The following is a 13,423-nucleotide window of genomic DNA, read 5'->3' on the forward strand; positions in this document are numbered from 1 at the left end:
CGTTTTTCCAAGGAATGCGAATGCGGGTTTTACATGCAATGGTGTGGGCTGCGGCCATGGTGGCTGGCAGTGTGTATGCGCAAGCAGCGCCCAAACTCATTCGACTGGCCACGCTGGAGTGGCCTCCGTACACCGGCACTTTGCTGCCGCAAGACGGGCTGTCCACCCGCGTGGCAACCGTTGTTGCCAAAGCAGCAGGCTTTCGATTGGTGACCGCCTCTTTTGAATGGGCCAGCACGGTAGAGAAGGGCGAGAAGGACCCTAACTTTGATGGCTACTTTCCTGAGTACTACACCAAAGAACGCGAGCAAAACTGCCACCTCTCCCAAGCCATGGGCACCAGCGTGCTGGGCCTGGCCACACTCAAAAGTGCTCCCATCTCCTGGACCGCATTGAGCGACCTCAGCAACGCGCGCTTAGGCGTGGTCGACGGCTACTCCAACGGCGAGGAGTTTGACTTCTTGGTCAAAGAAAAGCGCCAGCCGGTGGAGGTGGCGCCTAGTGATGCGGTCAACATTAACAAGCTCAAGGCGGGCAAGATCAAGGGCATCGTGATTGACAAAAACGTGCTGGACTACACCTTGACCCATGTGGGGGGCGCCGACCGCATTGCGTTTAGCAGCCGCCCGATCGCCGAGCTATCGCTGCATGTGTGCTTTAAGCGAACGCCTGCAGGCTTGGCTTTGCGCAACGCGTTTGACGCCGCGCTCAAAAGCACGGACCGTAGCAAGGTAGAGGCCGACTACTCCAAGTTGATTCGCGGCTAGCGGCCGCAGGCCTTGGGCCTAAGCCAAAGCGCACTGGTAGATGGCGTGGCACAAAGCCAGTGTGCGTGGCGAGCGCACGCGCCAATCCATGCGGTTCATGGTGTAGCCCATGCTCAGCCCCGCCTTGGGGTCACACCAGCCCAAGGCCCCGCCCATGCCCGGATGCCCAAACGACTCGCGGTGCGGCGAGAAGACGCCTTCTTCCTCTTTCAGAAAACCTTGCGCCCAACTCAGTGGTTTGCCCAGCACGGCGTCGGGCGCGGCCCAGCCTTGGCGTGTTTGCACCTGTGCCACCGTGGCGGGTGCTAGCCATTGCCGCCCCTGCCACTGCCCACCCAATGACCACGGCACATAGGCCAAAGCCAAGCCACGCGCGCTGGCGGTGGCCGAGGCCCACGCCAGGCTGTGGCGCCGCACGGGTGGCGTGTTGTAGCAGCCCAAGCCTGTGGGCGCTGGTGGGTTCATGAAGGCTTGTTTGGCCAGGCCCCCACGCAAAAAGGAGCGCGCTACATTGGCCTCGGCGCTGCCCCCACGCAGCGCGGCCCACAGCATGTGGCGCAGGCGCTCGGCGTTGGATGGCGGGTAGAGCGTGGCCACCCGGTGGTCTTCGCTGGGCGGGGTGCCCAAGTGCACATCTGCGCCCAATGGGTCTAGGTACTCGCGGTGCAAGAAGGCTTGCAAAGGCTCGCCACACGCATGGGCAAAGAAGGCGCTGGCATACATGCCAAAACTCAGGGCGTGGTAGCCCTGCCCGGCATCGGCCACCCAAGCAGGCGCTTGGGCTGCCAAGATGGCCTCTACCGCTTGCGCTTGGCTGGGGTCGCACAGCATGTCTAAGCTAAGAGGCGCTGAGATGCCCGCAAGTCCGGCGCGGTGGTTGAAGAGCTGGCGCACGGTGATCGCCGCTTTGCCGTTCTGCGCAAAGGCTGGCCAGTATTGCGCAACCGGCGCGTCCCACGCAAATAGGCCGCGCTCGGCGGCCAGGTTCAGGGCCATGGCGGCCAGGCCTTTGGTGACGGAGAACACCACGATCAAGGTGTCATCTGTCCACGGGGCTTGCGTCTGCTGGTCGCGTACACCGCCCCACAGGTCGACCACCACCTTGCCCTGGTGGTAAACGCACAGGCCTGCGCCTATTTCCAGCCCTTGCTCTACGTGCTGGGCAAACTGGTCAGCCACGGCTTGGAAGGGGGGAGTGCAGAAGCCCTGCACGGCGCCGTGGCTTGGGGGCATGTCTACAGCCTAATGCCCAAACGCCTGTTTGGGGCGCGTCTTGTGGAAGGTCATGGGCACGCCTTGCTGGGCGTCTTGCAGCTCTTTGCGGCTTTGGTTGGCCACGCTGGTTTTTATTTTGCCCACCACATGCATTTCGCAGGGTTTGCAGTCAAAGCGCAGGGTGAGCTTTTCTTTGCCGTTGATCAGCTGCAAAGGTTCTGCTTTCACTTGGCCTTGCACGCCGGTCACGCCCTTGGCTTGCTTGGGGCACAGGCTCAAAGAAAAGCGCACGCAGTGCTTGGTGATCATGAGGCTGACTTCGCCTAGCTCTTCAACCGCTTCGTAGGCGGGGGCAATCACCTTGACACCATGCTTGGCGTAGAAGCGGTGCGCCGCCTGGTTAAACACATTGGCCAAGTAGCTCAGCGTGTCTTCGGGGTACGGCACTGGCGGCTCGATGGCGCTTGCGCGCGGCAGGCGGGCAAAGCCAGCGGCGCGCACAGCCTCCAAGGCCGCGACTGCGTCTCGGCGCAAGGGGTTGAGCACCGATGCAGGCACAAAATAGCCGTTTACGCCCGTCACATCTGCGTGGGTAGCTACAAAAATAGTAGTGCCCAGCTTGCTCAGGTTGTCTTGGTTGGCTTGCGTGGCTGCGGCCACGTCTTTGGCCGGGCTGAGTGGGCAGGCGGCTTGCGCCTGGCCGCTAAAGCCGTCTTCATCGGTCAGGCTCAGCAACAGGCCGGAGGTGCTGCGCTCCAGCTTGGCCCACACGCCAATACGCCGATCGCTGCTTTTTTTGTCCAGCACTCGCACCCAGTTCACATCGCGGTTGCGGTTGACTTCTACGCCTTTGCGCAGGTCTTTGAAGCCCGCCATCGGGTCTTTGGGGAACACGCGCCACACCCCCTTGGCGGCGTGGATGACCTCGGCCCGGTTAATGGCCAGGCCCACCAGCTCTTTTTGCAGGTCGTAGTAGCACAGGCCATCGCCATTGGAGAGGGCTTTGCTCGGGTCGTGCAGCTCAAGCTCTACGCTGTCGGTGTGGACCTTGCTCACATACGCGATGGGCTGGCCGGGGTTCTTGGGCGTATCAAACGCGCCTATGTCTTCTTTGCGCCCTTGCACAAAGTAGTCGGTGAATTCGCGGTTGAAGTTTTGGTTGGGGTCGGGCTCAAAGCTGAAGGTGGTCGTGCCGCTGCTGCTGCGCGACAGGGGCTGGTCCGAGTCCTGGCGGTCTTCGATCAGGCGGTCCAAAAGCTTGCGGTAGTGGGCAGTGATGTTTTTCACATAGCCCATGTCTTTGTAGCGCCCCTCAATCTTGAAGCTGCGAATGCCCGCATCCACCAGTGCTGCCAAGTTCTCGCTTTGGTTGTTGTCCTTCATGGAGAGCACATGCTTGTCATGCGCCACAAAGCGGCCCGCCGAGTCCACCACTTGGTAGGGCAGGCGGCAGGCTTGGCTGCATTCGCCACGGTTGGCGCTGCGCCCGGTGTGGGCCGCACTCACGTAGCACTGGCCGCTGTAGGCCACGCACAGCGCGCCATGGATGAAGAACTCCAAGGTGCAGCGCTCGGGGTCGGTAGCGGCGCGCACGGCGGCGATTTGCTTCAAGGTGAGTTCGCGCGCCAGCACAATTTGCGACAGCCCCGCGTCTTGCAGAAACCGCGCTTTTTCAGGGGTCCGGATATCGGTTTGCGTGCTGGCATGCAGCTGGATGGGCGGCATGTCGATCTCTAGCAGGCCCATGTCTTGGATGATCAGGGCGTCCACCCCTGCCTCGTACAAAGCCCAGGCCTGTTTGCGCGCGGGCTCGAGCTCGTCGTCCCGCAATATCGTGTTCATGGTCACGAAAATGCGGCTGTTAAAGCGGTGGGCATGCTGCACCAGGCGGGCAATGTCGGCCACGCTGTTGTCCGCGCTGGAGCGGGCACCAAAGCCGGGGCCACCGATGTAGACCGCGTCGGCCCCGTGGTTGATAGCTTCTATGCCGATCTCAGCGTCACGTGCCGGGGCTAGAAGTTCGAGTTGAAAATTTTGCAAAGACATGGCGCGGGATTATCCCAGCCCGGCCCTCAGCCGCCAAGCCCGCGCGGCTTTCCGGCTCAGGACAATGGGTCTGTTTTGAGGCGAATTCCGGTGCCCGCCGCCGGGTTGGGCCCGGCGCCGGTCGGTGGCAAGTCCTCCAGCCCTAGGCGCATGTCGTTGATGGCCCGCAGCACCTGGGCTTCTACCGGGTCGTAGTAGTTGTACAGCAACTCGTTAAATGCCGACTTTTTGTTGGCCTGGATCAAGGCCAGCATGTCCTCGGTCAGTAGTTGGGTGGCTTGCGTTTGTTCAATGATGCGTTGCACCTGGGCGCGCTGGTTGGCGTTGCTGGCCAGTTGCGCCACCTTTTCTTCCAACTCTTGCAGCGCAATCTCGCCCTGGGTTTGCAAAGACTGCAGCAGGGCGATTTCAGGTGCACGGGCCTCTGGCATCGCCAAACCCAAGTTGCGCAACGCTACGCCCCGGTTTTGGATGGTTTGGTTCAACGCAGACACATCAATGGGTGGTGACGCCGTGGCCTGAGGGTTCAGGCCAACGCTGCCCACGCGCCAAAGCCATGGTGATGGCACCCATGCGGTCAGCACGGCGCTCAAGAGCAGAAACATCACGCTGCCGCCAAGCAGCATTCCCCAGTTTTTCGACTTTTTCATGGAAACATCACCTTCACGAGTGGTCGATAAACACCGAGTGTTCGAAAAAACGCCCTTATTCCTTGTTAACGGCAGATTCAGGCCAGGCTGTACCGCGCAGAGCCTTGCATTGCCCTTGCCCAGCTCACGTTCCAATGTCTACAGGTTAAAGGGAGTGCTCGCAGGCTGTAAACGCGCATTAACCCCTAGAGGTGCGGCGTTCAATCGCTTGTTAGCGGTCTTTTACGGCACCACCAAGGCCGCTGGTGCCTGGGCTTTGAAGGTAATGGCAAAAGCAGCGCCTCCAGCGGCATGGTTGCCAATGTCCAAGATGCCACCGGCTTGTTGGGTCAAGTCGCTGACCAGTTGCAAGCCCAAAGAGCGCTTGCGCCGCTCTTCAAAGTCAGCGGGCAGGCCTGCTCCGTTGTCACTTACCCGCAGGCACCACATGGCATCGGCATCAACGGTAGCTGCGTTGACGGGAATCAAGTCCACGCGCACCTCTGCACCCTTGGTGAGGGCAAAGTCTGGGGGAAACGCGTGTTTGGAGCAGTTGGACACCAGCTCATTGACCAGCAGGCCACAGGCCATGGCTTGGTCCATGCCAACCCCTACCGAGCCCATGTGGAGAGACAGTTTCGCCACAGAGTCACCCGTCTGATGCGATTGCAAGGCTTGCGTGGCAATGCGCCCAAGGTAAGCCCCCAAATCCACCGAGGCAAACGTGCCCGTGCGGTACAGCGACTCGTGCAGGAGCGCCATTGACTGGATGCGGCCCTGCATGTCTTTGAGCACATGCACCGATTCGGGCACTGCGCTGCGGCGTGCCTCCATGCGCAGCAGGCTGGTAATGACTTGCAGGTTGTTTTTGACCCGGTGGTGCACCTCTTTGAGCAGCGCATCTTTCTCTTTGAGCGAGGTGCGCAGGGCTTCTTCAGAGGCTTTTTGCGCCGTGTTGTCCCAATTGGTGCCCACAATGCGCACGGGCTCACCCTGGGCGCCACGTTGCACGGAGGCCAAAGAGCGCATGGTTCGGATTTCGCCATGGGGCCAACGCACCCGAAACTCGGTGTCAAAGTCTTTGCCTTCGTACAGGCTGGCTTGGACTTCCGCCTCTACGCGGGCCTGGTCGTCTGCATGAACGCAGGCTTTCCACGCTTCGTAGGCCCCGGCAAACTGGTCCGCGCTTGCGCCGTACAGCGCGTACATCGCGTCGTCCCAAATGAGGGTGTTGGTGGGCACATCGAGGTCCCAAATCCCTATGCCGCCTGCTCGGGTGGCCAGTGCCAAGCGGTCCGCCATGGCGCGCTTTTCTTCCTCTGCGTACACACGCTCGGTGATGTCTTGGAAGGTGCCTTGCAGCTTGGTGGTCTTGCCCCCTTCTTGCACCGCAAAACCCTGCACCCTGACCCAAATGTGACGCCCTTTGGCTGTGATGAACGGTGTCTCTAACTCATAGGGCGTTCCAAACTCAATGGCCTGTTTGACCGCCGCTTCAACCGTGGGCCACGCTTGGGGAGGGTAGTACTCGTTGCCCTGGGAGAGCTTGGGGGGCACGTAGGGGTAGTCCACCTCGTGGATCCGGGCAGTTTCTTTGGAGTAGGTCACTACAAACGTGGTCAAGTCAAGCTCCCAGCCCCCGACCTTGGCCATGGCGGCTGTGCGCTCCAATAGCTCACTGTTGAGCTGCAGGTCAGCGCGCGAGTGCTCTAGGGCGTGGCGCGCATGCACTTCTTGCATGGCATCGCGCAGGAACACGGTGAAAAGTGGGCGCCCATCCAGTTCACTGTGTGAAATAGAGGCCACGGCAGGGAACTCTTCACCATTGGCTCTCAGCCCCGCAACCATGCCGCCACGGCCCATGCTGCGTCGCGGATGCTGGCCCACGCCAAACGCAGCCACATGCCCCGCGTGCGCCTCCCGAAACCGCGCAGGTATGAACTGGTCAATGGGGCGCCCCAACGCCCCGTCACTGGTCACCCCAAACATCTGCGCGGCGGCCTGGTTAAACAGCACAATGCGCATGTGCTCGTCCACGGAGATGATGGCATCCATGGACCCGTCTACCAAGTCCTGAATCCTTCGGGTTTGCAGTGAATCGTTCATACGGGCCTTACTCGCAGAGAGAGCACCATAGCGCAAGTGCGCGCGATGCGCTAGCTAAATAACACCGCGCAGGGACACCATGCCCTTGCACCGCCCAAATGAACAAAAAAGACCACAAAAGCGGCTTAAACCTGCTCCCCCGCCGCATGCCCCAAGGCAAACGCTTCTTCAAACACCGAGTAGCCCGCCCAGTCGGCGTGGGCGAAGCTGATGCGGCCACTCTGTGGGGCCCACATTGCGTGGGATTGCAATGCTTTTGATAGCTGCTTGCGCTTGATGGACGAGCGCTGTGGCATGTTTTGGCTTCTGAACTGGTGCAGAAAAGCCATGGCCGCTGGCGTGGGGATGGCCATGGCGTGGCCGTAGCGGGTGATGTCCATGCGGTCGGTCTTGCGGGCCAAGTCGGGGTGCGCGGTGGCGAGCTCGGCCACGATGGTGTCGCGCCAGGTGGTCCATGGGCTGTTGTGGAGCTGCTGGCGGCCTGCGCCGGGGCCTGTTTGCCCCTGCCAGCTGGCGTCGCCCAAGGCGCGGTAGTAGGTGAGCACCGTGGCACCGGGCACCGGGTGCAGGCTTTGGTGCATGGCGTCTACATAGCCCAGGCCTGGCGCACCGTAGAGCACGTTGTCCCAACTGGGCGCCGCACCGGGGCGGTCCACCAGGGGCTGGGTGATGTGGATGTTGGCCACCAGCCACGGCGCGTAGGTGGTGCGGTGGGCCGCCTGCTGCAAAAAGTCGGGCGGCTGGGCCAGAACCCGAGCCGCCACGAACACGGGCAGCGCCACGATGGCGTGCTCCGCTTGCCAGCGCTCTACTGCCTGGGTGCGGGTGTTGATGGCATCCACGGTTACGCCGTGCTTGCCTTGCTCTACCCGCAGCACCATGCAGCCAGTGTGCAGGCGCTCAAGCAAGGGGGCGGCCAAGCGCTGGGTGAGCCAGGCGTTACCTTCCGGCCAGGTGAGCACGCCTTCGCGTTCGGCCTCCGTCCCCGGTGCGTGGAAGCCGTGGCGGCTGGCGAAGTAGTGCAGGCCTGCCCAGGCCGACACGGTGGACAGGCCAGCGCCAAAGTCGTCCTGGCAGCAGTAGTTCAAATACCAGCGCAGCTGCGGGTCAGTAAGGCCGTTGTTGCCGAGATATGCTTCAAAAGTGATAGCGGCTAGCGCAATCTGCATGGGCGCCAGCGGCCTATTGGCGCTTGGCATGGGCCAGGGCGCGGCACGCTGGGCGCTGGCGACCAAGGCGGCAAAGCGGCGGTACTGCGCCAAGGTGTCAGATCCCACGCCTTGCACCGGGAGCAAGCCGTCTTGCCACGCGCCATGGAAGAACAGGCGCTCTTGTGGGCTGTGGCAGAGGTGGCGTTCGTCGTATTGCCAGCGCCCGGCCACGCGTTGGCGCAGGCCCAGTTCTTCCAGCAGGTCTTGCAGCACCGGGGCGTCGTCCCCCGGCGTGGGCAGGTAGTGCGCGCCTTGGGGGCAGGCAATGCCGTTGATGTGACTGCCCCGTGCGTTGCCGCCTGCGCTGTCTTCTAGCTCCAGCAGCGCAAAGTCGTCCATGCCGCGCAAGCGCAGAGCGCGCGCGGCGGCCAAGCCCGCCACACCGCCACCGGCGATCAGCACCCGGGTGCGGCGCTGCACGAAAGGGGCCGGCCAGGCCGTGGTGCCGCGCAGCTGGTGGCCACGTGCGATGTGGATGCCCGTGAAGTCGCCCGTGATGTGCTGGGTGTCGCTGGCGCTGGGCTTGCAGGCGGCCGTGAGGCCTGCCGCTGCCGCACCTGCAAGAAAGTGGCGGCGTTGCATCACTTGGCCACGCGGCCCCATTCTTCTTCGTAGGTGGTCACCAGCACCTGGTTGGACAGGCGGTTGACCTCTGCGGGCACGCGGTTCATGTCCAGCGGAAAGTCAAACAGCAAGGGCAGAGTCTGCAAATTGAGGTAGCGCAGGCCCGGCGGCAGCACGGTGGGCTGGCGGAAGGGGCGGCGGCTGGCAATCACAAAGCCCCATTCTCCAAAGCTGGGCACATGCGTGTGGTAGGGCGTGGCGCTCAGGCCTACGGACTCGATGGTCTGCACCACGGTCCAAAAACTCTTGCGCGCCACCAAGGGCGATGTGGTCTGGATCACGGCATAGCCGCTGGCCGACAGATGCTTGTCCAGCAGGGCGTAAAACGAGTGGGTGTAGAGCTTGCCAATGGAGAAGTTGGTGGGGTCAGGGAAGTCGACGATCAGCACATCAAACACCTCTGGCGTGGTTTCCAACCAGCTAAAGGCATCGGTGTTGACCACCTTGACCTTGGGGGACGAAAGCGCTTGGCCGTTGAGGCTTGCGAGCACCGGGTTTTGGCTAAACAGCGTGGTCATGGCTGGGTCTAACTCCACCAAGGTCACGCTCTCGACGCTGGGGTACTTCAAGATCTCGCGCACGGCCATGCCGTCGCCACCACCCAACACCGCCACGCGTTTGGGGCCCGCGCCGCTGGGGTTAAAGGCCGCCATGGCAGGGTGCACCAAGGCTTCGTGGTAGCGGTATTCGTCGCGCTGGGCAAACTGTAGGTTGCCGTTAAGGAACAAGCGGTAGCCTGCGCGCCCCTCGCCCGGCCCGTGGGTGACCACGATGCGCTGGTATGGCGTGGTGCTGGCAAACACCACGCGGTCTTGGTAGAGCTTGTCTTCCGCCCAGGTGGTGATGTGGTTGGCACCCAGCATGCCTGCGGACAGCACGCTGAGTGTGGCCGCACACGCCAGCGCGTGGGCCTTGAAGCGCCGCAGCTCATGGCGGTACAGCCACAGGGCCCACAGCGCCACACTGGCGTTCATCAAACCAAAGAGCAAGCCGGTGCGAATCAGGCCCAGCTGCGGTACCAGCACCAGCGGAAATGCCAGCGACACGGCCAATGCGCCCAGGTAGTCAAAGGTGAGCACCTGCGACACCAAGTCTTTGAGCGCCACATTGCGCTTGAGCATGCGCATGACCAGCGGAATCTCCAAGCCAACCAACACCCCCACCAGCATGACCAGCCCGTACAGCAGACCCCTAAAGGCACCGGGTACATAGGCATACGCTACAAAAAGCAGAGCGGGCAACGCCCCGCCAATGAGCGCTACCAGCAGTTCAATGCGCAAAAAATGCGCGGGCAGTTGGCGCACAAAGTAGCGCGACAGGTACGAGCCCACCCCCATGGCAAACAGGTAGGCCCCAATCACCGTGGAGAACTGCAGTACCGAGTCGCCCAGCAAATACGAAGCCAGCGCACCGGCAGCCAGCTCGTACACCAAGCCGCATGCTGCAATCACAAAGACCGATGCCAGCAGCGCGACTTCGAGCGGGCTGGGCGCAGGGGCGGCGCTAGAAGATGTGGTGGGTGAACTCAATGAATAGCAGCCGCCACAATGATGCAAATGCCCAGAGACATGGCGGCTACCACCATGCCCAGGGCTTTGTTTTGTTTCTCCACAATCTCTTCCCATAGGTTGTAGGGGGTGAGCTTGTCGATGACGATAAAGCTCAGCCAGAAAATGGCCACGCCTATCAGCGCGTAAAGCACTGAGTTCAAGACGATGTCGGGTTTAAACCATTCCATGGTGATCTCCTTGTGAAACGTTAAAAGGGGTGCTACTTGTGCCCGCCGCCGCTGGAAAAGCCGCCAAACGACCCGCCTGAGGTGCGCGATCCTGAGCCAGAGCAGTTCTCTACATTGGGGTCGCAGTCAGAGCAGCGGCTCAGAACCAAGATCAACACCACCACGACCACAAACACCCAAAAGTCGGCCCGGGCCACGGGGTTTTTGGTGCTGCTGGTGGCGCCCACATCGCTGCGTTTGAGGAGCTCTTGCTTGTCTTGCAGTTTGAAGGCTTTGGCCACGGTGGCACTGTCCATCTGGCTGCCCACCGACCAGGTGAGTTCTGCGGGCGACTGCTCCATGGAGAGCACGTTTTTTCCGCTCACGTAGTCGCGGTTGCTGGTCTGTTGGCCGCGTTGCACTTGCCAGTAAAACTCGCCCACCACGTAGTTGGTTTCGGCGCTGTAGCTTTCCTTGAGCGTGTAGCGCGTGCCCAAGTAGGTGGCGCTTTGTCCGTTGCTGGCCACCACGGGCGCACCGGTGGCGGGGCGCACCACGCTCCAGCCTTCGGTAGAGTCCACCAAAAAGATGAAGCCGCGTTTGGCGTTGTACAGCAGGTACTCTTCCCAGCCAAAGTGCTCGTCGGGGTCGCTAGGCGCGTAGCCCATTCGGTGCTGAAAGCCCACCACCTGCCACTGCGTGCCTTGCAGCTGACCCATGGTGCCCAATGCAATCAAAGGTTGTACGGGCTCGTCTTGGATGGCGTGTTTGAGCTCTCCCCCCATGCCTTGCGACACATCCACAATGCTGTTGCACGAGGGGCAGGTCAGGCTCTTGGTCGTATTCAGGTTCAGCGTTAGCGGTGCACCGCAGTTGGGGCAACTGAACTGGCGGCCTTTTTCATCCTTTTGCGAACTGTCGCGCAGGCCCGTGACCGTGAGCTCGTCCAATGTGGCTGCCTTGCCCAGCGCCACGCTGGGGGGCTGCGTGCTGTAGTCGATGCTGAGCACAGCGGCATCGGCACTGCGCAGCTCCACCATGTCAAACGCCGCACCGAGCTCTGGCACGCGCGCCAGCTCACCTTGCGCGCTGATGAGGGCCACCGACTGGTTGGACGCCACCGAATAGCTCACGCCATTGATGGCGGTGGTGGCCCCTACCCTAAAGGCGCTGGCGGCCGGAATCGGGCGCTGCTGCGTGGGTTGCGGGATGGAGAAAACATAGGCACCGTTGTCTTCGCTCAAGGTGGCGGTGCTGCCATCGGCCAGCATGGCCACCCACTCGGTCCAAGTGCCTTCGCCATAGCGGTATTGCAAGCGCCCAAGCAGCGTGAAGGACTGGCCTTTCCAGCGGCCAGAGGCACCCAGTTGCAAGAGGCTGTGGTCGTCAAACAGCTCGGCCACTTTGCCGATGCGGGCCAATACATCACCCTTGCGCACCACCATGCTTTGGCAGTAGCTGCACACCGCATGCGTGCTTTGCGCGCTGACGAAATTCACCGGCGCGCCACAGCCGGGGCAGGGCGCTTGGTAGGCCCGTTGCGGGGTCTCAGTTGCCACGAGAACGCTGCGGGCTTAAACGAGTTTCTTCAGAAGCTCTGCCTTCTTGGCGTCGAACTCTTCTTGCGTGAGAATGCCCTTGGTTTTGAGGTCGCCCAGCTTTTCGAGCGTGGCCATCACCTCTTCGGGTTTGACGCCTGCTGCCTGCGGCGCGGCAGCTGGCGCACCCGCACCTTGCAAGCCTGCCGCCAGGTTTTGCGCCAGCACTTGGCCCAGCGCCACGCCCGCGCCCAAGCCCATGGCGTCACCGGCAATGCCGCCGCCTTGGCCCGCGCCTTCAGCAAACTTCGGGATGGCCTGTGCGGTTTGGTACTGCATGAACTGGCCCATGTCCTTGCCCACCATGCCCATGCCAATTTTTTGGTCCAGAATTTTTTGCAACTCTTCGGGCAAGGACACGTTTTGCACGGTCATGCCTTCGAGCTTGATACCCACTTTTTCAAACTCAGGCGCCAGTTGGCGCGTCAGCGCTTGGGCAAAGCTCAGTTGGTTGGCGGCCAGGTCCAAGAAGGCAATGCCGCTGCTGGCCACAGCCGCACTGATGTTTTGCAAAACCAAGCCACGTAGCTGACCGTCGACATCACCGACGAGGTAGCTCTCACGCGTGCCGGAGATCTCGGTGTGAAAGAGCTTGGGGTCCGCAATGCGGAAGCTGTAATTGCCAAATGCGCGCAAGCGCACCGCGCCAAAGTCGGCATCACGGATGGTGATGGGCTGGGGCGTGCCCCATTTTTGGTCAATCTGTTGGCGGGTGCTGAAGAAGTACACATCGCTCTTGAAGGGCGACTCAAACAGCTTGTCCCAGTTCTTGAGGTAGGTCAGCACGGGCAGGGTTTGGGTGGTGAGCGTGTAGCTGCCGGGGCCAAACACATCGGCCACTTTGCCCTCATTCACAAACACGGCCATCTGCGATTCACGCACCACCAAGGTGCCGCCGTTTTGGATTTCCATGCCCGACATGGGGAAGCGCCAAGCCAGCGTGCCATCGGACTCCTCGGTCCATTGAATGACATCAATAAACTGTTTCTTAATGAAGTCCATCAGTCCCATGGCGATCTCCCAAAAAAGTAAAAAGCAGCGGCGATGATACCGCCCGCCTAGTGGCGTTCAGTCGATGAGCCAGGCCTTGGCCAACTCGTACTGCTCGGGCGGGAAATACTCCATCTGAAACGGCACCATGCTGTTGAAAAAAAACAGCAAAGCACTGTCGCGCCAACGCATGTCACCCACCAAGGCCATGCGCGTGGTGTTGCGCTGCAGGTAGGGGTCTACGTCAATGTCGTCCCATGTCGCCAGCGCTTGGAGGTTGATAAACCCTTGTGCAAAGAAAACCAACAGGCGGCAGGGACCGTGGGCCTGCAGGTGGTCGTGGATCTGGCGTTTGGCGTCGTCGAGTTCCTCGCGCATGAGGACGTCGGTCACGGTGGCCACGATCAATGTGGGGAGTTCGTATGCGATGTGGATGGTCATGGTGTCGCTCGGTGCGCCTAGGTGCAGCAAGATGTGTACCCAATGCGTCAGGGGGGCAGGCCGCCATTATCGGCGCTCT

11 protein-coding genes are annotated in these 13,423 nt (G+C 61.6%); 1 reads left to right on the top strand and 10 read right to left on the bottom strand.

Annotated features, from left to right (window positions below):
• Positions 1-20: 20 nt before the first annotated feature.
• On the top strand, positions 21-767 hold the full coding sequence (locus EXZ61_RS01650; RefSeq protein WP_168224667.1) for a substrate-binding periplasmic protein: 747 nt from the start codon (positions 21-23) through the stop codon (positions 765-767).
• An 18-nt stretch (positions 768-785) separates the two neighbouring features.
• Here EXZ61_RS01650 and EXZ61_RS01655 read toward each other — a convergent pair whose 3' ends face one another.
• The 10 genes from EXZ61_RS01655 to EXZ61_RS01700 form a co-directional block, all read right to left on the bottom strand.
• Positions 786-2,000 (bottom strand): serine hydrolase domain-containing protein, encoded by a 1,215-nt coding sequence (locus tag EXZ61_RS01655; protein ID WP_142808429.1) that lies wholly within the window; start codon positions 1,998-2,000, stop codon positions 786-788.
• Positions 2,001-2,009: 9 nt separating this feature from the next.
• Positions 2,010-4,028 (bottom strand): peptidase U32 family protein, encoded by a 2,019-nt coding sequence (locus EXZ61_RS01660; RefSeq protein ID WP_142808430.1) that lies wholly within the window; start codon positions 4,026-4,028, stop codon positions 2,010-2,012.
• Between the two features lie 56 nt (positions 4,029-4,084).
• Complete coding sequence (locus EXZ61_RS01665; protein WP_142808431.1) at positions 4,085-4,678, bottom strand: hypothetical protein; 594 nt, start codon at positions 4,676-4,678, stop codon at positions 4,085-4,087.
• 222 nt (positions 4,679-4,900) lie between these two features.
• Positions 4,901-6,763, bottom strand: coding sequence for a PAS domain-containing protein (locus EXZ61_RS01670; protein ID WP_142808432.1), 1,863 nt, complete (start codon positions 6,761-6,763; stop codon positions 4,901-4,903).
• 125 nt (positions 6,764-6,888) lie between these two features.
• Entirely contained in the window at positions 6,889-8,556 is a 1,668-nt protein-coding gene (locus tag EXZ61_RS01675; protein WP_142808433.1) for an FAD-dependent oxidoreductase, read from the bottom strand.
• Positions 8,556-10,127 (bottom strand): polyamine aminopropyltransferase, encoded by a 1,572-nt coding sequence (locus EXZ61_RS01680; RefSeq protein ID WP_237219056.1) that lies wholly within the window; start codon positions 10,125-10,127, stop codon positions 8,556-8,558. The genes EXZ61_RS01675 and EXZ61_RS01680 overlap by 1 nt, the downstream gene beginning before the upstream one ends.
• Positions 10,124-10,336 (bottom strand): DUF350 domain-containing protein, encoded by a 213-nt coding sequence (locus tag EXZ61_RS01685; protein WP_425353600.1) that lies wholly within the window; start codon positions 10,334-10,336, stop codon positions 10,124-10,126. Before EXZ61_RS01685 ends, EXZ61_RS01680 begins: the two co-directional genes overlap by 4 nt.
• A 32-nt stretch (positions 10,337-10,368) precedes the next feature.
• Positions 10,369-11,874 (bottom strand): DUF4178 domain-containing protein, encoded by a 1,506-nt coding sequence (locus EXZ61_RS01690; RefSeq protein WP_142808435.1) that lies wholly within the window; start codon positions 11,872-11,874, stop codon positions 10,369-10,371.
• A gap of 15 nt (positions 11,875-11,889) precedes the next feature.
• Complete coding sequence (locus tag EXZ61_RS01695) at positions 11,890-12,924, bottom strand: SPFH domain-containing protein (RefSeq protein ID WP_142808436.1); 1,035 nt, start codon at positions 12,922-12,924, stop codon at positions 11,890-11,892.
• A 57-nt stretch (positions 12,925-12,981) separates the two neighbouring features.
• On the bottom strand, positions 12,982-13,344 hold the full coding sequence (locus EXZ61_RS01700) for a SpoIIAA family protein (protein WP_142808437.1): 363 nt from the start codon (positions 13,342-13,344) through the stop codon (positions 12,982-12,984).
• Positions 13,345-13,423: the final 79 nt, after the last annotated feature.

It is taken from the genome of Rhodoferax aquaticus (assembly GCF_006974105.1).
Lineage (GTDB): Bacteria > Pseudomonadota > Gammaproteobacteria > Burkholderiales > Burkholderiaceae_C > Allorhodoferax > Allorhodoferax aquaticus_A.

Excerpts from the sequence above, each read along its gene's own strand:
- EXZ61_RS01650 (WP_168224667.1), top strand. The coding sequence starts at position 21 with ATGCGGGTTTTACATGCAATGGTGTGGGCTGCGGCCATGGTGGCTGGC.
- EXZ61_RS01655 (WP_142808429.1), bottom strand. The coding sequence starts at position 2,000 with ATGCCCCCAAGCCACGGCGCCGTGCAGGGCTTCTGCACTCCCCCCTTC.
- EXZ61_RS01660 (WP_142808430.1), bottom strand. The coding sequence starts at position 4,028 with ATGTCTTTGCAAAATTTTCAACTCGAACTTCTAGCCCCGGCACGTGAC.
- EXZ61_RS01665 (WP_142808431.1), bottom strand. The coding sequence starts at position 4,678 with ATGAAAAAGTCGAAAAACTGGGGAATGCTGCTTGGCGGCAGCGTGATG.
- EXZ61_RS01670 (WP_142808432.1), bottom strand. The coding sequence starts at position 6,763 with ATGAACGATTCACTGCAAACCCGAAGGATTCAGGACTTGGTAGACGGG.
- EXZ61_RS01675 (WP_142808433.1), bottom strand. The coding sequence starts at position 8,556 with ATGCAACGCCGCCACTTTCTTGCAGGTGCGGCAGCGGCAGGCCTCACG.
- EXZ61_RS01685 (WP_425353600.1), bottom strand. The coding sequence starts at position 10,336 with ATGGAATGGTTTAAACCCGACATCGTCTTGAACTCAGTGCTTTACGCG.
- EXZ61_RS01695 (WP_142808436.1), bottom strand. The coding sequence starts at position 12,924 with ATGGGACTGATGGACTTCATTAAGAAACAGTTTATTGATGTCATTCAA.
- EXZ61_RS01700 (WP_142808437.1), bottom strand. The coding sequence starts at position 13,344 with ATGACCATCCACATCGCATACGAACTCCCCACATTGATCGTGGCCACC.